A 21,969-nucleotide genomic window follows, 5' to 3' on the forward strand; every position below is an offset into this window, starting at 1 on the left:
GCGTACGGCGCGTGCGGGGCGGGCGGGGTACGGTCCGCACGGCGCGCGGGCGCGTGTGCCGGGGCGCGTACGGTGGGCGGGCCGTCCATCACCCCCACGGGTGACGCCGTCGGCCGAGTGGCGTCCGGGCGAACTGGCATCCTTGGGGGCGACGTGAGCAACCCACCTCGAACCCGGGAGCCCCTCCAGGTGACACCGCTGCGTACGGTCCAGGTGCTCGGCGGCGGCAGCGCGGGCAGCAGCGCGCACGTCAGGTCCCTCGCCGCGGGGCTCGTCGCGCACGGGGTGCGGGTGACGGTGTGCGCGCCCGACGCGGTCGAGCGCGCCTACGACTTCCGCGGCTGCGGCGCCCGGCACCTCCCCGTGCCGCGCAGGAGCGACCCCGTGGCGGTGGCCGCGCTGCGCGCCGCCTGCACCGGCGCCGACCTCGTGCACGCCCACGGGCTGCACGCGGCGGCCCGCACCGCGCTCGCGCTCGGCGGCAGGGCCGTGCCGCTCGTCGTCACCTGGCACACCCGCTCGGCCGAGGAGGGCGCCCGCGGCACGGTCAACCGGCTGCTGGAGCGGCGGGCGCTGCGCGCCGCGTCCGTCATCTTCGCGACCTCCTCCGACCTGGTCGACACGGCACGCGCGCGGGGCGCGGGCGACGTGCGGCTCGCGCCCCTCGCCGTGCCCGCGGCCGGGCCGCCGCGCGCGCTCGGCGCCGAGAGCAAGGCGCGCGCCGAACTCGGCGCGGTGGAGCGGCCGCTGGTGATGGCAGTCGGCAGCCTGGTGCCCGAGCGGGGCCACGGCCTCCTGCTCGACGCGGTGGCGCGCTGGCGGACCGCGGGCGCCGACCCGCTGCCGCTGCTCGTCGTCGCGGGCGAGGGCAGGGAGCGCCCGGCGCTGCAGCGCCGCGTCGAGGACGAGGACCTGCCGGTGTGCTTCCTCGGCCGCCGCGACGACGTCGCGGAACTCCTCGCCGCCGCCGACGTCGCCGTGCTGCCGAGCCGCTGGGAGTCGCGGTCCGTCCTCGCGCAGGAGGCGCTGCGCATCGGGGTGCCGCTCGTCGCCACCGCCGTGGGCGGCGTGCCGGAACTGGTGGGCCGCGCCGCGGAGCTCGTACCGTACGGGGACCCCGACGCGCTCTGCGCGGCACTGCTGCGGCTGCTCGGGGACCCGCGGCGGCGTGCCGAACTCGCCGAGGCGGGGCGGGCGCAGGCCGCGACCTGGCCCACCGAGGACGAGACGGTCGGCCAGGTGCTCAGCGTCTACGACGAGTTGGCGCACCCGCACGGCGGCAGGGGCCCGCGGCCCGGCCTGTGACGGCGCGCCCGGGCCGCGCCCGTACCGCGCTCAGGGCGTGTGGCGGCGCGCGCGCAGCGCCAGGCTGAGCGTCAGCACGGTCCCCGGTTCTTCCAGGTCGCGGCCGAGCAACTCGCCGATTTTGGCGAGCCTGTTGTAGAGGGTCTGCCGGTTCAGGTGCAGCTCCCTCGCCGTCTCCGCCTTGCGGCCCGCGTGCGCGAGATAGCTTTCGAGGGTCGGCAGGAGCGGGGGCCGCGCCGCGCGGTCGTGGGCCAGCAGCGGGCCGAGCGCGCGCTCCACGAAGGCCGCCAGGTCCCGGTGTTCGCGCAGCCGCCACAGCAGCAGCTCGATGTCGAGGCCGCGGGCGTCGTACCACGGCGGCTCGCCGAGGCCCTGCGCCGCGGCGGCCGTCTCCGCGGCGTGCCGCAGCCCCGCGCTCGCCGCGGCCCAGCCGCCTGCCGTGCCGACCACGACCACCGGCCGCTGCGCGCCTGCCCGTTCGAGCCCTGCCCGCTCGACACCCGCCCGCAGGGCGGTCGCCACCCGGTCGGCGACCGCCGTGCGCTCCTGCTCCGCCCGCAGCCCGACCAGCAGCGGCACCCGGCCCTCCACGGGCCGCACCCCCAGCAGTACCGGCACGCCCACCGACGCGAGCTCCCCGAGCACGGCACGCGCGAGCACCGCCCAGTCGCCCGAGGGGGCGAGCTGCGGCGCGAGCCGCATCACCACGGGCAGCAGCGGGCCGCCGCCCGGCTTGAAGCCGAGCGCCTTCGCGCGGCCCGGCGCGGCCTCGGGCGCGACCCGGCCCTCCGCGAGGTCCGTCAGGAAGTCGCCCCGGCCGCGCGCCGCCAGCTCCTCCTCCTGCCGCGCCTGCATCAGCACCACGGCCAGCGTGCCCGCGGCCCGCTCGGCCGCCAGCCGGTGCGCCTGGCCGAGCGGCGCCGACACGGCGGGCAGCACCAGTCTGGCCCGTACCGCCCCCGTGCCCTGCCCGCCGCCCGCCACGTCCACCAGCACCGACCCCTGCGGCGGCCCGGCCTCCCGCGCGGCCCTGCCGCCCCGCAGCCCCTCCCACACGGCGAGCGCGTCCGTGTTCTCCGAGGCGTTGTCTGAGCCGTTCCCGGGGGATCCGCCGGGCCCCGCCGCGTACAGCAACTGCCCCTCGGGGGTTTCGAGGAAGACCGGGCCGCGGACGAAGTCCGCGAGGACGCGCAGCACGTGGGGCACGCCGCCGCCCGCGAGCAGGGCGTGCGTGCACCGCGTGTGCACCTCCTCGGCCTGCCGCAGCAGCGCGTAGTGGCCGTTGACGATCTCGGTGTGGATCTCCTCCGTGACCGAGACGAAGGCGACCTCGCGGTGCAGCTGCACCAGCGGAAGCCCGGCCGCGCGCGCCGCCTCGACCAGCGGCAGCGGCAGCCGCTCGAAGCGCGGACCGAGCTCCACCACCAGCGCGGCGATGCCCCGTTCGGCGAGGCGCCCCACGAACGCCCGCTGCTCCGCCGCCCGGTGGCCGAGACCGAGGCCCGTCGTCAGCAGCAGCTCGCCGCCCTTGAGGAGCGACGCGATGTTCGGCACCTCGCCCGCGTGCACCCAGCGCACCGTGCCGCCGAGGCGGTCGGCACCCGCCACGACCTCGGGCAGCCCGCCCCGCAGCGCGGGCAGGCCGAGCGCCTGCCGTACGGTGATGCCGCCCCGAGCCTCCATGCCGGGGACCCTACCCGCGGCCCGTGTTGCCCGGACGTCTCGGGCGCGTCACGGCCGGTGGCCACGGCCCCGTACACCCGGCAGCCCGTCGCGCGCGGCGCCGGATTCCGCGACCACCTGTCGGTTGCGGGCGCGCGGCGCCCCCGCGAAGATCGCCCACCACCCGTGGGCCGCGATCCGCGGGGGCCGGGGGCAGGGAACACGGGTCCGGGCACGGACAAGGAAGGCGGTCACCCCATGGCAGCAGGCAGCACACAGCAAGGCACCGCGCGGGACGCGGCCGCACCGCCCGAGGTGCACCGGCTCAAGGCCGACTCCGTGGGCCTCGCGGGCGTGGTCTTCATGGCCGTGGCGACCGCCGCGCCGATCACCGCGATGACCGGCAACCTGCCCATCGCCGTGGGCTTCGGCAACGGAGACGGCGCGCCCGCCGGCTACCTCTTCGCGACGGTCGTGCTCACCGTCTTCTCGGTCGGCTACGTCGCGATGGCGAAGCGCATCACGGCGGCGGGCGCCTTCTACGGCTACATCTCGCACGGCCTCGGCCGCACCGTCGGCATGGCGTCGGGGCTGCTCGCCGTCCTCGCGTACATCGTCTTCGAGGCGTCCATCGTCGGCGTGTTCTCGTACTTCGCACAGACCACCGTGCGCGACCAGCTCGGCGTCGACGTGCCCTGGGCGGCGTACGCGGCGGTGATGCTCGCCGTCACCGGCGTCCTGTCGTACTTCGACATCAACCTGACGGCGAAGGCGCTCGGGGTCATGCTCGTCCTGGAGATCGCGGTGCTGTTCGCCGTCGCCACCGCCGTCCTCGTGCGCGGCGGCGGGCCCGACGGCATCCCGCTGCGGCCCGTCGACCCGCGCAACGCCTTCACCGGCACCTCCGCGGGGCTCGGCCTCTTCTTCGCGTTCTGGTCGTGGGTCGGCTTCGAGTCGACGGCGATGTACGGGGAGGAGTCGCGCGAGCCGAAGCGCGTCATCCCGCGCGCCACCCTGATCTCCGTCGTCGGCGTGGGCCTGTTCTACATCTACGTGTCGTGGATGACGATCGCCGGCAACGGCCTCGACGGCGCGGTGAAGGTGTCCGCGGGCACGAGCCCGCTGAACCTGTTCTTCGACCCGGCGCGCGCCTACCTCGGCGCGTGGGCCGTGCGGACCTTCCAATGGCTGCTCATCACCGGCTCGTTCGCCTGCGGCATGGCCTTCCACCAGTGCGCGTCGCGCTATCTGTACGCCATCGGCCGCGAGGGCCTCATCCACCGGGCGCTCGGCCGCACCCATCCGCGCCACGGGTCGCCGTACGTCGCCTCCTTCACGCAGTCGGTGATCGCGGTGGGCCTCGTCGCCGCGTTCTGGGCGAGCGGGCAGGACCCGTACACCCACCTCTACACGCTGCTCGCGATCCTCGGCACGATGGCGATCCTCATCGTGCAGACCCTGTGCTCCTTCGCGGTCATCGGCTACTTCCGCGGCCACCACCCCGAGGACCGGCACTGGTTCCGCACCTTCACCGCGCCGCTGCTCGGCGGCCTCGGGATGATCGCGGTGGTGGTCCTGCTCGTGCTCAACCTCGACACGGCGGCAGGCACCGCGGCCGGATCGCTGTTCTTCCACCTGATCCCGTGGATCGTCGGCGCGGTCTTCCTCGGCGGGCTCGCCCTCGGCCTGTGGCTGCGCGCCCGCAGGCCGCGGCGGTACGAGCTGATCGGCCGCATCGTCCTGGAGGACGCGGTCGAACGCGCCGACACCTGACGCGGGGCGGCCGCGGCGCACCCCGTGCGCCGCGGCCGCCCCACGCGGACCCCCGGCCCGCCTCAGCCCGAGTACGCGCCCGACGCGGTCAGCCGCAGCGCCGTGTCGATCAGCGGGACATGGCTGAACGCCTGCGGGAAGTTGCCCACTTGGCGCTGGGAGTGCGCGTCCCACTCCTCGGCGAGCAGCCCCAGGTCGTTGCGGAGGCTCAGCAGCTTCTCGAACAGCCTGCGGGCCTCGTCGACCCGGCCGATCATCGCCAGGTCGTCGGCGAGCCAGAACGAGCAGGCGAGGAACGCGCCCTCGTCGCCCGCGAGCCCGTCGAGGCCCGCTTCCTCGCCCGACGTCGGGTAGCGCATCACGAACCCGTCGGGGGTGGACAGCTCGCGCTGGATCGCCTCGATCGTCCCGATGACGCGCTTGTCGTCCGGCGGCAGGAAGCCGACCTGCGGGATCAGCAGCAGTGACGCGTCCAGCTCCTGCGAGCCGTACGACTGCGTGAAGGTGTTGCGCTCCGCGTCGTAGCCCCTCTCGCACACGTCGCGATGGATGTCGTCGCGCAGCTCCCGCCACTCCTCCAGCGGGCCCTCCGTCTCACCGGCTTCGAGCAGCTTGATCGTCCGGTCGACGGCGACCCACGCCATCACCTTCGAGTGCACGAAGTGGCGGCGCGGCCCGCGCACCTCCCAGATGCCCTCGTCCGGCTGGTGCCAGTGGGTCTCCAGGTAGCGGATCAGCCGCAGTTGGAGCACGGAGGCGTAGTCGTTGCGGGCGAGGCCCGTCATGTGCGCCAGGTGCAGCGCCTCGGTCACCTCGCCGTACACGTCGAGCTGGAGCTGGTGTGCCGCGTTGTTCCCCACCCGGACGGGCGACGAATTCTCGTACCCGGGAAGCCAGTCGAGCTCCGCCTCGCCCAACTCCCGCTCACCGGCGATGCCGTACATGATCTGGAGGTTCTCCGGGTCGCCCGCCACGGCCCGCAGCAGCCACTCGCGCCACGCGCGGGCCTCCTCGCGGTAGCCGGTGCGCAGCAGCGACGACAGGGTGATCGCCGCGTCCCGCAGCCAGGTGTAGCGGTAGTCCCAGTTGCGCACCCCGCCGATCTCCTCGGGCAGGGACGTCGTCGGCGCCGCGACGATGCCGCCGGTCGGCGCGTACGTCAGCGCCTTGAGCGTGATCAGCGAGCGGACCACGGCCTCGCGGTAGGGGCCGTGGTAGGTGCACTGGCCGACCCACTCCTGCCAGAACTCGCCAGTCGCGACGAGCGAGCCCTCGGGGTCGGGCAGCGCGGGCTGGTCGCGGTGCGAGGGCTGCCAGCTGATCGTGAAGGCGATCCGCTCACCGGGGGAGACGGTGAAGTCGGAGTAGGTCGTCAGGTCCCTGCCGTACGTCTCCGCCTCGGTGTCGAGCCACACCGAGTCGGGGCCCGCGACGGCGACCGTGCGCTCCCCGACCTTGTGCACCCACGGGGTCACCCGTCCGTAACTGAACCGCATCCGCAGGGTGGAGCGCATCGGCACCCGGCCGCTGACGCCTTCCACGATGCGGATCACCTGCGGCGCGCCGTCGCGCGGGGGCATGAAATCGGTCACTCTGACCGTTCCGTGCGGGGTGTCCCACTCGGACTCCAGGATCAGCGAATCGCCGGCATAGCGGCGGCGGTCCGCCCGCGGCGGCTCGGAACCCGCAGGACAAGCGGGCCCCAGCCGCCAGAAGCCGTGCTCCTCCGTGCCGAGAAGGGCGGCGAACACGGCATGGGAGTCGAAGCGGGGCAGGCACAGCCAGTCGACTGTGCCGTCCCGGCAGACCAGTGCTGCGGTCTGCATGTCTCCGATGAGTGCGTAATCCTCGATGCGCCCTGCCACGTGCATCTCCAGTCCAACGGCCACGTCGCCCCTGAGGGGCTCTTACTGCGGTCAAGGGGTCGTTGACGAGCTCTTTTTCCGGGAATACGGGCGGGGGTGGTGCCGTTTGCCGGCCTGACTCGGCAGCGAATGTCCGAGCAGGATACGACGCGACCCCGCCCTTCTGTGACCGCTCACGGCACCCTAGGTCCGACGAACGAGTGAGTCACGGGTGAGGCGGCCGGTGTCCGGGGTGACGTGTGGCCGGAAGCAGTCGGTCCCGGGCGCTGTTAGTCTGGTAGCCCGTGGACCGGTGGTCTCCCTCAGGCGTGAAATCCGCAGACAGGGCGCCCCGAAGCCGCAGCGACGCCACCCCAGACCGCGACCACGGGAGCCCCTCTTGGCCATGCCGAACCGATCCTCGACATCCTCGACGACCAAGCACATCTTCGTCACGGGGGGTGTTGCCTCCTCCCTCGGCAAGGGCCTGACCGCCTCCAGCCTCGGAGCGCTGCTCAAGGCGCGCGGCCTGCGGGTCACCATGCAGAAGCTCGACCCGTACCTCAACGTCGACCCCGGCACGATGAACCCGTTCCAGCACGGCGAGGTCTTCGTCACGGGCGACGGCGCAGAGACCGACCTGGACGTCGGCCACTACGAGCGCTTCCTCGACGTCGACCTCGACGGCAGCGCCAACGTGACCACAGGGCAGGTCTACTCCACGGTCATCACCAAGGAGCGCCGCGGCGACTACCTGGGCGACACCGTGCAGGTCATCCCGCACATCACCAACGAGATCAAGCACCGCATCCGGCGCATGGCCACCGACGACGTCGACGTGGTCATCACGGAGGTCGGCGGCACCGTCGGCGACATCGAGTCCCAGCCGTTCCTCGAAACGGTCCGTCAGGTGCGGCACGAGGTCGGCCGCGACAACGTCTTCGTCGTGCACATCTCCCTGCTGCCGTACATCGGCCCCTCGGGCGAGCTGAAGACCAAGCCGACCCAGCACTCGGTGGCGGCGCTGCGCAGCATCGGCATCCAGCCCGACGCGATCGTGCTGCGCGCCGACCGCGAGGTCCCGCTCTCCATCAAGCGCAAGATCTCGCTGATGTGCGACGTCGACGAGGCGGCCGTGGTAGCCGCGATCGACGCCAAGTCGATCTACGACATCCCGAAGGTGCTGCACGCCGAGGGGCTCGACGCCTATGTCGTGCGCAAGCTCGACCTGCCGTTCCGCGATGTGGACTGGACGGTCTGGGACGACCTGCTCGACCGGGTGCACAACCCCGACCACGAGGTCACCGTCGCGCTCGTCGGCAAGTACATCGACCTGCCGGACGCCTACCTCTCGGTCACGGAGGCGCTGCGCGCGGGCGGCTTCGCCAACCGGGCCCGGGTCAACGTGAAGTGGGTCACCTCGGACGACTGCAAGACCCCGGCGGACGCCGCGCGGCAGCTCGCCGACGTGGACGGCGTGCTGATCCCCGGCGGCTTCGGCGACCGCGGGGTCACCGGCAAGATCGGCGCGATCCGGTACGCCAGGGAGAACCGCATCCCGCTGCTCGGCATCTGCCTCGGGCTCCAGTGCATCGTCATCGAGGCGGCGCGCAGCCTCGCGGAGATCCCGGACGCCAACTCCACCGAGTTCGACGCGGGCACCGCGCACCCGGTGATCTCCACGATGGAGGAGCAGCTGGCGTACGTGGAGGGCGCGGGCGACCTGGGTGGCACGATGCGCCTCGGCCTCTACCCGGCGAAGCTCGCCGAGGGCTCCCTGGTGCGCGAGGCCTACGGCGACGAGCCGTACGTCGAGGAGCGCCACAGGCACCGCTACGAGGTCAACAACGCCTACCGCGCCGAGCTGGAGAAGAAGGCGGGCCTTGTCTTCTCCGGCACCTCGCCCGACAACAAGCTCGTCGAGTACGTCGAGTACCCGCGCAGCGTCCACCCGTACCTGGTCTCCACCCAGGCGCACCCGGAGCTGCGCTCCCGCCCGACCCGCCCGCACCCCCTCTTCGCCGGGCTGGTGAAGGCCGCCGTCGCGCGCAGGCTCGGCACCGACGCGTAGCCGGGGCCCGGCGCCGGGCTGGGGCCCGCCGGCTGGCGATACGGTGGTACCGGGGCGTACGGATCGGACAGATCCGGCGCCCCGGTTGTCCGTTTCGCGAGCACGTGGAGGGCCGTTTCATGACCGTCGAGGACGCCCACGAGGAGTGGCGGGTCACCGGGACCGCGATGCCGTTCCGCGGCAACAAGACCGGCGTCCGCACGGACGAGGTGGTCATGCCGGACGGCGCGGTCGTCAAGCGGGACTACCAGGTGCACCCCGGCTCCGTCGCGATCCTCGCGCTCGACGACGACGGGCGGGTCGTCGTGCTGCGCCAGTACCGCCACCCCGTGCGGCAGAAGCTCTGGGAGATCCCGGCGGGCCTGCTCGACGTCGAGGGCGAGAACCCGCTCCACGCCGCGCAGCGCGAGCTCTACGAGGAGGCGCACGTCAAGGCGGGGGACTGGCGGGTCCTCGCGGACGTCTACACCTCGCCGGGCGGCTCCGACGAGGCGGTGCGGGTGTTCCTCGCCCGCGACCTCGGCGAGGCGGAGGGCGAGCGTTTCGAGGTCTCCGAGGAGGAGGCCGACATGGAGCTCGACCGGGTCCCGCTTGCGGACCTTGCGCGCGGGGTGCTCGCCGGCGAACTCCACAACACCTGCCTCGCCGTGGGCGTGCTCGCGCTGACGGCCGCGCTCGCCGGCGACGGCCTCGACGCCCTGCGCCCCGCGGACGCGCCGTGGCCGGCCCGCCCCTTCACCAGCTGACCCCCGGCCCCGGCCGCGACTGAGCCACGGCCCCCGCGGCAGCCGACGTGCGACCCCGCGGCGGACCCGGCCGCGGGTCCGATCGCGGTCCCGGCCGCGGGTCCGATCGCGGTCCCGGCCGCGGGTCCCACCGCGGGCCGCGCCGGACGCCCCGGGCGTCGAGCGGCCCGGCGGTGAGCGCCCCGGTGTCGAGCGGCCCCTACGCGGCAGGGGCCCGTGCGGGGGCGGGTTTGCGGTCGTACTGTCCGTTGATCCGATCTGGTGATCGTCGGGCACGTCCGGGCGTTCCCGCACCGCGCGTTCAACTAGGCTCGGGGCGCCCGCGGGGCCCCGTGGGTCCGGGTTGTGGTCAGGTGGACGGAGCGTGATCCCGTGACGGATCAGGCGGTGGACGTGAGCGGCCTCGACCGGGTGGCGGGGACCCCCTTCCTCGGCCGCCACCGCGAGCTGACCGAGCTCCGCGCCGACCTGGAGCGCGCGGGACTCAACACCCTCGCAGGCCGCAAGCAGCCACGGGCCCGGGTGCTGCTGGTCGCGGGGCGGCCGGGCTCGGGGCGCACCGCGCTCGCCGAGGAGATCACCAGGCGGCTGCGCGACGGCTGCCCCGGCGGTGTCGTACGGGCCGCGCTCAGCGAACCGGGCGGCGAGCCCGTGCCCGGGGAGCGCTCCGCCCGCGAGGTCCTCGCCGCGCTCGGCGTCGAGGCCCCGCCGGGCGAGGACGAGGACTCCCTCACCCAGCGGGTCCGCGAGGCGCTCGCCGCCCGCAAGGCGCTGCTCCTGCTCGACGACGCCGTCGACGCCGAGCAGGTCGACCCGCTGCTGCCCGACTCCGCCGACTGCCTGGTCGTCGCCGTGTCGCGCGGCCCCCTCACCGGCATCCCCGACGTCCGGCCCTGCACCGTCGGCGGCCTCGACACCGCAGCCGCCGTCGAGCTGCTCGGCCGCCGCACCGGCGCCGTACGCATCACCGTCGACCCGCAGGCCGCCGAGTCCCTCGTCGAGGAGTGCGGCGGCCAGCCCGCCGCCCTGGTGCTCGCGGGCGGCTGGCTCGCCGCCAGGCCCACCGCCTCCGTCGCCGACCTGGCGCGGCGGCTGCGCGAGCTGCCGTCCGAACCCGGCGTCCCGGTGGGCGACCGGCCGCTCGCCCGGGTCTTCCGCCTCGCGTACGCCTCCCTCTCGCCGTCCGCCGCCCACACGCTGCGGCTGCTCACCCTGGCCCCCGCCGGGCTCGCCGACGCGCACACCGCATCGGCGCTCGCGGGGTGCTCGGTCCCCGCGGCCGAGGCCACCCTGCGCGACCTCGCCGCCCTCGGCCTGCTCAGACCCGCGCCGCCGGCCGGCACCGCGGGGCCGGCCCTGCTGCCCGCGGGCCGCGGACCCGAGGGCCGCTACGCCCTGCCGGGCTGCCTCGTGCCGCTGCTGCGCGCGCGGACCGAGGAGCAGGACAGGCCGGGCGAGCTCAGGCTCGCGCGGGCGCGCATGCTGGAGCGGACCGTACGGCTGCTGCGCTCCTGCCGCGCGGTCACCGAGCCCGAGGGCTCGCCGGCCCGCAAGCAGCTCGCCGGGCTGCCCCGCGCGCTGCGCTTCCCCGACCCGCAGGACGCCGCCGCCTGGCTGCGGGCGAACCGGCAGGTGCTGCTCGCCGCCGCCCGTCTCGCCGTCGCGGACGGCGAGCTCGACACGCTGGCCAGACGCCTGGTCGCCGCCCTGGTGCGCGCGCTCGCCGCCCACGAGGGCACCGAGGCGGCCGCGCCCGACCTCTACGGGCTCCACCAGCTCGTCCTCGGCGTGGCGGAGCGGCGCGGGCTGCACCGCGAGCGGGCCGCCGCCCTGCTGAACATCGGCGACCTCGACGCCCGCACCGGCCGCACCAGCGCGGCCCTCGCCCGCTACCGCGCCGCGCTCGACGCCGGCCGCGCCGCCGACGACCACTACGCGACCGGCCGCGCGATGGAATCCGTCGGCGGCGCGTACCAGGACCTGGAGGACTGGCAGCGGGCCGCCGACTGGTACGGCAGGGCGCTCGCCCAGCGCCTCAGCAGGGGCGAGCGGGCCGACGAGGCACGCCTCTACGGGCGCCTCGGCGCCGTCCACGCGTACGCGGGCGACCTCGACGAGGCGCTGCGCGAGTGGCGTGCGGCCGTCGCCTGTCACCGGCGCGTCGGCGACACCCCCGGCGTGGCGCGGGCGCTGAGCGAGGTGGCGCGTGTACTTGAGGCCGCGGGGCGCCCGCACGACTCGGTGCGCACCTGCGAGGAGGCCCTGGAGTGGGCGTCGCTCGCCGAGGACGAGCGGCTGAGCGCCGCGCTGCACCTCCGGCTCGCCGACACCCTGGAGCGCGTCGGCGACCCGGCGGCCGCGGCGCTGCACCGTACCCGAGCGAAGCGGCTCCTCGGCCCGGACGAAGCACGGGCCTGACGCGGCCTGACCTACGAATTCCGTAGCTCATCGTGGAGAGATTCCTTTATTGCAAGGCTAGACAGCGAGAAATCCTTCATTAGACTGGCTCTGCCGCGGTCGTTCGCGGTGTTGCCCGATGCGTCGACTTGTCGCCGTCCAGGTGCCTTCGTGTACCGGTGCGCCGATCGCCCGGGTATGAGTTCATCAGGCACCCCTCTGAGCCAAGGACCGTGATCGACGTGAAGGTCGGCATCCCCCGCGAGGTCAAGAACAACGAGTTCCGGGTGGCGATCACCCCCGCAGGCGTGCACGAGCTGGTGCGCCACGGCCACGAGGTGGTCGTCGAGCGGGACGCGGGCGCCGGGTCGTCCATCGCCGACGCCGAGTACGCGGCCGCGGGCGCGGCCGTGCTGCCCACGGCCGACGCGGTGTGGGGCGCGGCCGACCTGCTGCTCAAGGTGAAGGAGCCGGTCGCGGAGGAGTACCACAGGCTCCGCAAGGGCCAGACCCTCTTCACCTACCTGCACCTCGCGGCCTCCCGCGCCTGCACCGACGCGCTGCTCGCCTCGGGCACCACCGCCATCGCCTACGAGACCGTCGAGACGGCGAACCGCGCGCTGCCGCTGCTCGCGCCCATGTCCGAGGTCGCGGGCCGGCTCGCACCCCAGGTCGGCGCGTACCACCTGATGCGGTCGGCGGGCGGCCGCGGCGTCCTGCCCGGCGGGGTGCCCGGTACGGGGCAGGGCAGCGCCGTCGTCATCGGCGGCGGCGTCTCCGGCTGGAACGCCACCCAGATCGCGGTCGGCATGGGCTTCCACGTGACCCTGCTCGACAAGGACATCGAGAAGCTGCGCGAGGCCGACCGGATCTTCGGTACGAAGGTGCGCACGATCGTGTCCAACGCCTACGAGCTGGAGCGCGCCGTCACCGGCGCCGACCTCGTCGTCGGCGCGGTGCTCATCCCGGGCGCCCGCGCGCCGAAGCTGGTCACCCACGAGCTGGTCGCGAAGATGCGGCCGGGAAGTGTTCTTGTCGACATCGCGATCGACCAGGGCGGCTGCTTCGAGGACTCGCGGCCGACCACCCACGCCGAGCCGACCTTCCGCGTGCACGACTCGGTCTTCTACTGCGTGGCCAACATGCCGGGCGCCGTCCCCAACACCTCCACCTACGCGCTGACCAACGCCACGCTCCCGTACGTCGTGGAGCTCGCCGACCGCGGCTGGCGGGAGGCGCTGCGCCGCGACGCCGCGCTCGCCCGGGGCCTCAACACCCATGAGGGCCAGGTGGTTTACCGTGAGGTGGCCGAGGCCCACGACCTCGACCACGTCGAACTGGGCGCGCTGCTCGGCTGAGTCGTCAATCGGCGCCGTCAACGCCGCACCCCGGGCCGGACCTTGCACGACAAGGTCCGGCCCCGGTGCGTAACCGGTCGTCTTCCGGCCACGACCGGCCACGACCCGCCCGGCTCCAACACGCGCTGAAAGTAACGATTGTTCCGGTTTGTTCGTCGGTCGTGACCGAGCGCTGTGCCTTGGTGAGAGGGGTCTGCGCCCTTGACATGGGGGTGTTCCGTTGCCGACACATCGGGCCGGGTCCGGCGGATTGTGTTGCTGCGGACCGGTGACACGCCATAGAGTCGCCAACCGTCGGCATGGTGCCACGCTGACCTATCGATAAGTTTCCTGGTTGCACCCGAGGAGGTAAGACGACTTGTGAATGAGTCGACATTTACTCCCGGGGGTGGTCAACCAGGAATGCCTGCGGAGGGCGCGAGCGCTCCGTCCGGCTTCGAGGCTGTCGGCTCCGTCGCTGTCCGCACCTCCGCCACCACCCAGCACTTGACGACAGCCCACCAGACGATGGACGGCCAACACGTGAACGCCACGGCCGGCAACGAGGGAAGCCGCGAGCCCACCCCATTCGCCGACTACGAGGAAGTGCCCGAGGGGCACTTCTACGACCCCGACGCCGAGTACGAGCCCGATCCCGAGTACGCGGCCACGCTGGCCCCCGACGCGGCCCGCCAGCGCCGCGAGCGCATCGGCCCCACGGGACGGCCCCTGCCGTACTTCCCGATCCCCGGACCGCTGACCGACCACGGCCCCGCGAAGATCATCGCGATGTGCAACCAGAAGGGCGGCGTCGGCAAGACCACGTCGACCATCAACCTGGGCGCCGCGCTCGCGGAGTACGGGCGGCGCGTCCTGCTCGTCGACTTCGACCCGCAGGGCGCCCTCTCCGTCGGCCTCGGCGTCAACCCGATGGAGCTCGACCTCACGGTCTACAACCTGCTCATGGAGCGGGGGATGGCGGCCGACGAGGTGCTGCTCAAGACGGCGGTCCCCAACATGGACCTGCTGCCGAGCAACATCGACCTGTCCGCGGCCGAGGTCCAGCTCGTCAGCGAGGTCGCACGCGAGTCGACGCTCCAGCGCGCCCTCAAGCCGCTGATGCAGGACTACGACTACATCGTGATCGACTGCCAGCCCTCGCTCGGCCTGCTCACGGTGAACGCCCTCACCGCGGCGCACAAGGTCATCGTGCCGCTGGAGTGCGAGTTCTTCGCGCTGCGCGGGGTGGCCCTGCTCACCGAGACCATCGAGAAGGTCCAGGAGCGGCTCAACCCCGACCTGGAGCTCGACGGCATCCTCGCCACGATGTACGACTCCCGCACGGTGCACAGCCGCGAGGTGCTCGCGCGCGTCGTCGAGGCCTTCGACGAGCACGTGTACCACACGGTGATCGGCCGTACGGTCCGCTTCCCCGAGACCACGGTCGCCGGCGAGCCGATCACGACCTACGCCTCCAACTCCGTGGGCGCCGCCGCGTACCGACAGCTCGCCAGGGAGGTGCTCGCCCGGTGTCACGCCGAGTGAGTCTGCCCGGCGCCGACGAACTCTTCCGCACGACCGGTGGCACGGCCCTCCAGGCGTCCTCGCCCGCGGACCGGCGCCGCGGCGCGAACGGCGAGGCCCGGGTCCCCGCACCGGCGGGGGAGGCCGAGGCGGGCGCCGAGGCCCCGGCGCCCGCGGCGCGCCCCGCGCCCGAGGAGCACGCGGCCGCCGCGGAACCCGACTCCCAGAGCGGCCCGGCCGCCGCGCGGTCCCGCACGGCCGAAGCGGAGGCCCAGGCGGCCGCCGCCGCCGCGAAGCAGCGGCGCGGCCCCGAGGCGGGCGGCGGCGGTTCTGGCGTACCCCAGCAGGCGGGTACGGCACCCGCGCCGCAGCAGCAGCGCCGCAAGGGCGGCCGCGGCGCCAACCGCAGGCCGAGTGGGCGCGAGCGCCACGACGAGAAGATCACGGTCTACGTCTCCGCCGAAGAGCTGATGGACCTGGAACACGCGCGGCTCGTCCTGCGCGGCGAGCACGGCCTCGCGGTGGACCGCGGGCGTATCGTCCGGGAAGCGGTCGCCGTGGTCCTCGCGGACCTCGAATCGCGCGGCGACGCGAGCATTCTCGTACGGCGCCTGCGCGGCCGCTGACCGGCACGCCCGGTCGGCGTCCCGCGCGGCGCCCCTGACCAGGACCCCGATGCCGCCCACGAACCCGCCACGCCGCCGCCTCGGCCAGGGCCCGGGCACGGCCGCCCCCCACCCCGCGACGGCCCCGCCCGAGCCCGAGGCCCCCGCGCCCCCGCAGGCGGACACCGCCCCACCGCCACGGGACGCCGCGAACTCCTCAGAGGCGACCCCCGCGCCCCCGCAGGCGCCCCGAGGGGCCTCCGACCCCGCCCGGCCCGCCGGAGCGGCGGCCGACCCCGCCGAGGCAGCCGCGCCGGAACCCGCCCCCGAGCCGCCACGAGCCCCCGCGCCCGCCGCGGCCCTCTCCGAGGCGCCCACGCCCCCGCAGGCGGCCCCGGGCGCCCCCGACGCCGCCCCGTCCGCCGCCGCGGTGCCCGACGGCGCCGAGCCTGCGCAGGCGGGTGCCGAGGACGGGCGGTTCACCGTGCGGCTCGTCAACTTCGAGGGGCCCTTCGACCTGCTGCTCCAGCTCATCTCCAAGCACAAGCTCGATGTGACCGAGGTCGCGCTCTCCAAGGTCACCGACGAGTTCATGGCGCACATCCGCGCCATGGGGCCCGACTGGGACCTCGACCAGACCACCGAGTTCCTCGTCGTCGCCGCGACGCTCCTCGACCTGAAGGCCGCCAGGCTGCTGCCCGCCGCGGAGGTGGAGGACGAGGCAGACCTCGCCCTGCTCGAAGCGCGCGACCTGCTTTTCGCCCGGCTGCTCCAGTACCGCGCGTACAAGGAGGTCGCCGCGGTCTTCGCGGACCGCCTCGACGCCGAGGCGCGGCGCTACCCCCGTACCGTCGCGCTCGACCCCGGCCTCGCCGCGCTGCTGCCCGACGTCGTCATCAGGATCGGGCCCGAGGGGTTCGCGCGGCTCGCGGTCAAGGCCATGCAGCCGAAGCCGGAGCCGCAGGTCTACGTCGACCACATCCACGCGCCGCTCGTGTCCGTGCAGGAGCAGGCGCAGGTCGTGGTGGGCCTGTTGCGCGAGCGCGGGCACGCGACCTTCGGGGAGCTGACGGCCGACACCGACGACACCCTGACCGTCGTCGCGCGCTTCCTCGCCCTCCTCGAACTGTACCGGGCCAGGGCCGTCGGCCTCGACCAGGAGGAGGCGCTCGGCGCCCTCGTCGTCCACTGGACCGGCGGGGACGGGGCCGACGACATCCGCGTCGGTGAGTTCGATCTCGTCGCGGGAACCGGCGAGCAGGAGGAGGCGACCGCGTGAACGACCCCCAGGCAGTGCAGGAACTGCCCATCGGACCCGCACTCGAGGCCGTCCTCATGGTGGTGGACGAGCCCGCGACCGAGGAGCACCTCGCCAAGGTCCTCGGCAGGCCGAGGCGCGCCGTCGCCGACGCGCTGCACGCCCTCGCCGACGAGTACACCGCGGCGGGCCGCGGCTTCGAGCTGCGCCTCGTCGCCGGCGGCTGGCGCTTCTACTCGCGTGCCGAGTACGCGGCCGCCGTCGAGGGCTTCGTGCTGGACGGCCAGCACGCCCGGCTCACGCAGGCGGCGCTGGAGACGCTCGCCGTCGTCGCGTACCGCCAGCCGGTCAGCCGCTCCAGGGTCTCCGCGGTGCGCGGAGTCAACTGCGACGGCGTCATGCGCACCCTCCTCCAGCGCGGTCTCGTGGAGGAGGCGGGCACGGAACCCGAGACAGGTGCGATCCTGTACAGGACGACGAATTACTTCCTGGAGCGCATGGGCCTGCGCGGCCTCGACGAACTGCCCGAGCTCGCGCCCTTCCTCCCCGAGGCGGACGCGGTCGAGGCCGAGTCGCTGGAAGGGGTTCCGTCGTTCGATCCGGACGCACCGGACACCCACGCAGGCGACGAGACGACGACGGACATTTGATGCGAAGCAGCGGCAGCGGCAGGAACGACAAGAACTACCGGGGAGCGGGCAACCAGCGCGACGACAAGCAGGGGCAGCGCCCCCGCCGGCCCCGCCCCGAGGAGCGCCGCTACGACGTGGGCGGCGGCCAGGGCGCGCCCGAGGGCGGGGGCGGCGGCCCCCGCAAGGGCCGCGGCGACGCGGCGCGCGGCGGCGCCAAGGGCGGCCCGCGCCCCGCGCAGGGCTCCGGCAGGCGCGGCGGCCCCCGCAGCGCCCCGGCGCGCCCGCGCGAGCTGGACGCGCAGATCGAGCAGCGCAACCGCGACCGGTACGCGCAGCGGCCCGAGAAGAAGACGCCGAAGACCTTCCCAGGCGCCGAGCAGGAGGGCGAGCGCCTCCAGAAGGTGCTGGCGCGCGCCGGCATGGGCTCGCGGCGGGCGTGCGAGGAGCTGATCGAGCAGGCGCGCGTCGAGGTCAACGGCGAGATCGTGCTCGAACAGGGCATGCGGGTCGACCCCGCGCACGACGAGATCAAGGTCGACGGGCTGACCGTGGCGACCCAGTCGTACCTGTTCTTCGCGCTGAACAAGCCGGCGGGCGTGGTCTCCACGATGGAGGACCCGGACGGCCGCCAGTGCCTCGGCGACTACGTCACCAATCGCGAGACGCGCCTCTTCCACGTCGGTCGGCTCGACACCGAGACCGAGGGCATCATCCTGCTCACCAACCACGGCGAGCTGGCCCACCGGCTGACCCACCCCCGCTACGGCGTGAAGAAGACCTACCTCGCCGCGATCCAGGGGCCCCTGCCGCGCGACCTCGGAAAGCGGCTCAAGGACGGCATCCAGCTGGAGGACGGCTACGCGCGCGCCGACCACTTCAGGGTCGTGGAGAACAACGGCAAGAACTACCTCGTCGAGGTCACCCTGCACGAGGGCCGCAAGCACATCGTGCGCCGCATGCTCTCCGAGGCGGGCTTCCCCGTCGACCGGCTGGTGCGCACGGCCTTCGGGCCGATCCCGCTCGGCGACCAGAAGTCGGGGTGGCTGCGCCGCCTCACCAACACCGAGGTCGGGATGCTGATGCAGGAGGTCGACCTGTAGGCGAAGGGCCGCCCCGCACCGCGGGGCGCGCCGTCCGAGGGCCCGCGGCCGCCACGGCCGCGGGCCCTCGCGCGTTCCCGAAGCCGCCACCCGCCCCTTGCCAGGCCCCCGCAGCGCTCTTTATAGTCAGGATGACCATTAAGAGGTCGGCCGTCGGCCGGTCCGGGCCCACGGGGGTGGACCGGACCAGCCGGCGACCGTGCACACCGTCGGCGAGCAGGGGACTGAGCAAGGGACTCCGTCCTGGCCGCGGCGAGCGCGCGACCGCGGCGGGCCCGCACCCGCGAGCCCGGGACGGAGCAGGAGACCGGAGAGCACGGTGACCGAGACACCACCCGCACGCACCGCGGACCCGGCGCACACCGCGCCGCAGGGCTACGACCCCGCCGCCTTCGAACCGTTCGCCGTCACGGTGGACCTCGCCGTGTTCACGGTGCGCGAGGCCCGCCTGCACGTGCTGCTCGTCCAGCGCGGCGAGCAGCCCTACCGCGGCCGCTGGGCCCTCCCCGGCGGCTTCCTGCGCCCCCGCGAGTCGGCCGAGGCCGCGGCGCGGCGCGAGCTGGCCGAGGAGACGGGACTCGCGTCCGACGACCCGTCGGCCCCGCTCCACCTCGAACAGCTGCGCACCTACAGCGACCCGGACCGCGACCCCCGGATGCGCGTCGTGTCCGTCGCGTACGCCGCACTCGTACCGGGACCGCTGCCCGAGCCGCGCGGCGGCGGCGACGCGGCACACGCCCGCTGGACCGCGCTCGCCGAGGCCCGCGCACTCGCCTTCGACCACGACCGCGTCCTCGCCGACGCCCACGACCGCGTCGGCGCCAAGCTCGAGTACACCGGCCTCGCCACCGCCTTCTGCCCGCCCGAGTTCACCCTCGGCGAACTCCAGCAGGTGTACGAGACCGTCTGGGGCACCACCCTCGACCGGCCCAACTTCCGCCGCAAGGTCCTCGCCACGCCCGGCCTCGTCACCCCGGCGCACGACGGCAGGCGCAGGACCGGCGGCCGCGGCAAGCCCGCCGTGCTCTACCGCGCAGGCGACGCCGCCGTACTCCACCCACCGCTGCTGCGGCCCGAAGGAAGGACCACGCCATGACCCCGACAGCGACCCGCACCCGCGGGGCCGCCACCGCCGTGCTGACCGGCCTCGCGCTCGGCGACGCGCTCGGCTCGCCCACCGAGTTCCTCGACGTGCCCGCCGTACTCGCCGAGACCGGGCCGTGGCGCGAGATGGAACTGCCCGCCCCCGCGCTCGTCACCGACGACACCCAGATGGCGCTCGCGCTCGGCGACGCGCTGCGCGCCACCCTCGACCACGGGCCGCTCGAACCCGACCGGTTCGCCCTCGAAGCGGGCGACGCCTTCGTGCGCTGGTACCACGACCCCGACAACAACCGCGCACCCGGCGGCACCTGCCTCGCCGCGTGCGCCGCGCTCGACGCCCTCGACCGGCCGCGCGAGCCGTGGCAGCGCGCCTCCCGCACCGGCTCCAAGGGATGCGGCGCCAACATGCGGGTCGCGCCCGTCGCCCTCGTACCCGGCACCACGGCAGAGCAGCGGGCGGGCGCGGCGCAGGCGCAGGCCGCCCTCACCCACGGCCACCCCACCGCGCTCGCCGCCTCCGACCTCACCGCCCACGCCGTCCACCTGCTCGCCGGGGGCGCCGACCCCGCAGGACTCGTCGGCAGGCTCCGCTCGTACGCCCTCGACCGGCGCACCCGCTACCACCACGCCTGGCTCGGCGACCTCTGGTCCCTGGCCGGCGATCCCACGCCCGACGCGTACACCGCACGCGGCTTCGACGAGTGCCTCGCGGCGCTCGACCGCCTCAGGGCCGCCCTGGCCCACCCGTCCCCCGAGACCGACCCCTGCCTCGCCACCGGCGACGGCTGGATCGCCGAGGAGGCCCTGGCCACCGCGCTGCACTGCTTCCTGCTCTTTCCCCGCGACCCCCTCACCGCCCTGCGCAGGGCCGCCTGCACCCGCGGCGACTCCGACTCGATCGCCTGCCTCACGGGCGCCTTCGCCGGCGCGCACCTGGGCCCCGCCGCCTGGCCGGCCGACTGGAGCGGGCGCGTCGAGTACCGCGCCCGGCTGCTGGAGCTCGGCCGCCGCTGGGACGCCTGAGCGGCCGCGGCCCCACCAGGCGCCGCGCCGCCCGCCGTCTCGCAGGGCGGGCGCGAGGACCCGCGGCGGATCCAGGACACTACGCTGGACCGACGAGACGATCACCAAGGAGCACGTTGTGGCGGTACGAGCGGTTCGTGGAGCGGTCCAGCTGGAGCAGGACGAGGCGAAGCACATGGGCGAGCAGGTGAAGCAGCTGCTCACCGCGATCCTGGAGCGCAACGCCCTCACCGCCGACGAACTCATCAGCATCTGGTTCACCGCCACCCCCGACCTCCACAGCGACTTCCCCGCAGCGGCCGCACGCGACCTCGGCATCGTCGACGTCCCGCTGATCTGCGCCCAGGAGCTCGACATCGCAGGCGCCATGCCCCGCGTCGTGCGGATCCTCGCCCACGTCGAGTCCGACCGCCCCAAGTCCGAGGTCTCCCACGTCTACCTGGGCGCCGCGGCGGCCCTGCGCAAGGACATCGCCCAGTGAGGACCGCCCTGGTCATCGGCACCGGGCTGATCGGCACCTCGATCGCGCTCGCGCTCAGCGCCCGCGGTGTCACGGTGCACCTCTCCGACCACGACCCCGGGACGGCGCGCACCGCCGCCGCGCTCGGCGCGGGCACCGAGGCGCCCCCCGAGGGCCCCGTCGACCTCGCCGTGATCGCCGTGCCGCCCGCCCATGTGGCGGCCACCGTGGCCCGCGCCGTGCGCGGCGGGCTGGCCCGCGGCTACCTCGACGTGGCGAGCGTCAAGGGCGGGCCACGCCGCGAGCTCGAAGCGCTCGGCCTCGACCTCGACTCCTACCTCGGCACCCACCCCATGTCAGGCAAGGAGCGCTCAGGGCCGCTCGCCGCGACGGCCGACCTCTTCGAGGGCCGGCCCTGGGTCCTCACCCCCGGCCGCGGCACGGACACCGAGGTGCTCAACCTCGCCCTCGAACTGGTGTCGCTGTGCCGAGGAGTGCCGGTGGTGATGGACGCGGACGCGCACGACCGCGCGGTGGCCCTCGTCTCCCACACCCCCCAGCTGATGTCGTCCATGGTCGCGGCGCGGCTGCGGGACGCCGAGGAGTCCGCCGTGCGCCTGTGCGGGCAGGGCATCCGCGACGTCACCAGGATCGCCGCCTCCGACCCTGGCATGTGGATCGACATCCTCACCGCCAACCCCGGCCCCATCGCCGACGTGCTCTCCGGCATCGCGGGCGACCTCCAGGACACCGTGCAGGCGCTGCGCGCCCTCGAATCCTCCGACGAGGACAAGCGGCAGGGCGGCGTGCGGCTCGTCGAGGACCTGCTGCGCCGCGGCAACGCGGGCCGCAGCAGGGTGCCGGGCAAGCACGGCGCGGCCCCCGCCGCCTACGAGGTCGTCGCCGTCTTCGTCACCGACCGCCCCGGCGAGCTGGCCCGCATCTTCGCCGACGCGGGCGAGGCCGGGGTCAACATCGAGGACGTGCGCATCGAGCACGCCACCGGCCAGCAGGCAGGACTCGCCGAGCTCACGGTCGAGCCGTCGGCCGCGCCCCTCCTCAGCGCGGCCCTGCGCGAGCGCGGCTGGTCGATCCGGCAGTAGCGCGGGACCCGGGCGCCCCGGCCCG

Annotated in this window: 17 protein-coding genes; 15 read left to right on the plus strand and 2 right to left on the minus strand. The window is 74.4% G+C overall.

The genetic code is table 11. The features are described from left to right. Positions 1–189: 189 nt before the first annotated feature. Positions 190–1,305, plus strand: coding sequence for a glycosyltransferase family 4 protein (locus AB0910_RS11395; protein ID WP_366744475.1), 1,116 nt, complete (start codon positions 190–192; stop codon positions 1,303–1,305). Between the two features lie 30 nt (positions 1,306–1,335). Here the strand turns inward: AB0910_RS11395 and AB0910_RS11400 are convergent, their stop codons facing one another. Continuing rightward, positions 1,336–2,988: a PucR family transcriptional regulator gene (locus tag AB0910_RS11400; protein ID WP_366744320.1), complete on the minus strand. Its 1,653-nt coding sequence runs from the start codon at positions 2,986–2,988 to the stop codon at positions 1,336–1,338. Between the two features lie 237 nt (positions 2,989–3,225). On the opposite strand from AB0910_RS11400, the gene AB0910_RS11405 reads away from it, so the two are divergent. Continuing rightward, positions 3,226–4,740 carry an APC family permease gene (locus AB0910_RS11405; protein WP_366744321.1) on the plus strand — a complete coding sequence of 505 codons (1,515 nt, stop codon included), beginning with the start codon at positions 3,226–3,228 and terminating at the stop codon, positions 4,738–4,740. 62 nt (positions 4,741–4,802) lie between these two features. Here AB0910_RS11405 and AB0910_RS11410 read toward each other — a convergent pair whose 3' ends face one another. Next, positions 4,803–6,611, minus strand: a complete 1,809-nt coding sequence (locus AB0910_RS11410; protein ID WP_366744476.1) for a glycoside hydrolase family 15 protein — start codon at positions 6,609–6,611, stop codon at positions 4,803–4,805. Between the two features lie 379 nt (positions 6,612–6,990). Here AB0910_RS11410 and AB0910_RS11415 point away from each other — a divergent pair, with 379 nt between their 5' ends. The 13 genes from AB0910_RS11415 (at position 6,991) to AB0910_RS11475 (ending at position 21,944) form a co-directional block, all read left to right on the plus strand. Further along, positions 6,991–8,655 carry a CTP synthase gene (locus tag AB0910_RS11415; RefSeq protein WP_366744322.1) on the plus strand — a complete coding sequence of 555 codons (1,665 nt, stop codon included), beginning with the start codon at positions 6,991–6,993 and terminating at the stop codon, positions 8,653–8,655. 119 nt (positions 8,656–8,774) lie between these two features. Continuing rightward, positions 8,775–9,401 (plus strand): NUDIX hydrolase, encoded by a 627-nt coding sequence (locus tag AB0910_RS11420; RefSeq protein WP_366744323.1) that lies wholly within the window; start codon positions 8,775–8,777, stop codon positions 9,399–9,401. Between the two features lie 372 nt (positions 9,402–9,773). Beyond that, complete coding sequence (locus AB0910_RS11425) at positions 9,774–11,819, plus strand: tetratricopeptide repeat protein (RefSeq protein WP_366744324.1); 2,046 nt, start codon at positions 9,774–9,776, stop codon at positions 11,817–11,819. Positions 11,820–12,040: 221 nt separating this feature from the next. Then, on the plus strand, positions 12,041–13,156 hold the full coding sequence (ald, locus tag AB0910_RS11430; RefSeq protein WP_366744477.1) for an alanine dehydrogenase: 1,116 nt from the start codon (positions 12,041–12,043) through the stop codon (positions 13,154–13,156). Between the two features lie 402 nt (positions 13,157–13,558). Further along, positions 13,559–14,680, plus strand: coding sequence for a ParA family protein (locus AB0910_RS11435; RefSeq protein WP_366744325.1), 1,122 nt, complete (start codon positions 13,559–13,561; stop codon positions 14,678–14,680). Continuing rightward, positions 14,677–15,285, plus strand: coding sequence for a hypothetical protein (locus tag AB0910_RS11440; RefSeq protein ID WP_366744478.1), 609 nt, complete (start codon positions 14,677–14,679; stop codon positions 15,283–15,285). Before AB0910_RS11435 ends, AB0910_RS11440 begins: the two co-directional genes overlap by 4 nt. Positions 15,286–15,334: 49 nt before the next feature. Further along, positions 15,335–16,543: a segregation/condensation protein A gene (locus tag AB0910_RS11445; RefSeq protein ID WP_366744326.1), complete on the plus strand. Its 1,209-nt coding sequence runs from the start codon at positions 15,335–15,337 to the stop codon at positions 16,541–16,543. Beyond that, a complete protein-coding gene (scpB, locus tag AB0910_RS11450) occupies positions 16,540–17,172 on the plus strand; it encodes an SMC-Scp complex subunit ScpB (RefSeq protein ID WP_366744327.1) in 633 nt (210 codons plus the stop codon). Before AB0910_RS11445 ends, scpB begins: the two co-directional genes overlap by 4 nt. Further along, positions 17,172–18,254 (plus strand): pseudouridine synthase, encoded by a 1,083-nt coding sequence (locus AB0910_RS11455; RefSeq protein ID WP_366744328.1) that lies wholly within the window; start codon positions 17,172–17,174, stop codon positions 18,252–18,254. Before scpB ends, AB0910_RS11455 begins: the two co-directional genes overlap by 1 nt. 319 nt (positions 18,255–18,573) lie before the next feature. After that, positions 18,574–19,350, plus strand: a complete 777-nt coding sequence (locus tag AB0910_RS11460) for an NUDIX domain-containing protein (protein WP_366744329.1) — start codon at positions 18,574–18,576, stop codon at positions 19,348–19,350. After that, the gene (locus tag AB0910_RS11465; RefSeq protein ID WP_366744330.1) at positions 19,347–20,381 is read left to right on the plus strand and encodes an ADP-ribosylglycohydrolase family protein; all 1,035 of its coding nucleotides are present in this window, start codon (positions 19,347–19,349) and stop codon (positions 20,379–20,381) included. Before AB0910_RS11460 ends, AB0910_RS11465 begins: the two co-directional genes overlap by 4 nt. A gap of 118 nt (positions 20,382–20,499) precedes the next feature. Then, the gene (gene aroH, locus AB0910_RS11470) at positions 20,500–20,862 is read left to right on the plus strand and encodes a chorismate mutase (protein WP_345654478.1); all 363 of its coding nucleotides are present in this window, start codon (positions 20,500–20,502) and stop codon (positions 20,860–20,862) included. Continuing rightward, on the plus strand, positions 20,859–21,944 hold the full coding sequence (locus AB0910_RS11475; RefSeq protein WP_345654423.1) for a prephenate dehydrogenase: 1,086 nt from the start codon (positions 20,859–20,861) through the stop codon (positions 21,942–21,944). The genes aroH and AB0910_RS11475 overlap by 4 nt, the downstream gene beginning before the upstream one ends. The last annotated feature ends 25 nt before the right edge of the window (positions 21,945–21,969 follow it).

The sequence above is a fragment of the Streptomyces sp. NPDC047002 genome, from assembly GCF_040704505.1.
Taxonomy (GTDB): domain Bacteria; phylum Actinomycetota; class Actinomycetes; order Streptomycetales; family Streptomycetaceae; genus Streptomyces.

Excerpts from the sequence above, each read along its gene's own strand:
- AB0910_RS11400 (WP_366744320.1), bottom strand. The coding sequence starts at position 2,988 with ATGGAGGCTCGGGGCGGCATCACCGTACGGCAGGCGCTCGGCCTGCCC.
- AB0910_RS11445 (WP_366744326.1), top strand. The coding sequence starts at position 15,335 with ATGCCGCCCACGAACCCGCCACGCCGCCGCCTCGGCCAGGGCCCGGGC.
- AB0910_RS11435 (WP_366744325.1), top strand. The coding sequence starts at position 13,559 with ATGCCTGCGGAGGGCGCGAGCGCTCCGTCCGGCTTCGAGGCTGTCGGC.
- AB0910_RS11410 (WP_366744476.1), bottom strand. The coding sequence starts at position 6,611 with ATGCACGTGGCAGGGCGCATCGAGGATTACGCACTCATCGGAGACATG.
- AB0910_RS11415 (WP_366744322.1), top strand. The coding sequence starts at position 6,991 with ATGCCGAACCGATCCTCGACATCCTCGACGACCAAGCACATCTTCGTC.
- AB0910_RS11465 (WP_366744330.1), top strand. The coding sequence starts at position 19,347 with ATGACCCCGACAGCGACCCGCACCCGCGGGGCCGCCACCGCCGTGCTG.
- AB0910_RS11455 (WP_366744328.1), top strand. The coding sequence starts at position 17,172 with ATGCGAAGCAGCGGCAGCGGCAGGAACGACAAGAACTACCGGGGAGCG.
- AB0910_RS11420 (WP_366744323.1), top strand. The coding sequence starts at position 8,775 with ATGACCGTCGAGGACGCCCACGAGGAGTGGCGGGTCACCGGGACCGCG.
- AB0910_RS11405 (WP_366744321.1), top strand. The coding sequence starts at position 3,226 with ATGGCAGCAGGCAGCACACAGCAAGGCACCGCGCGGGACGCGGCCGCA.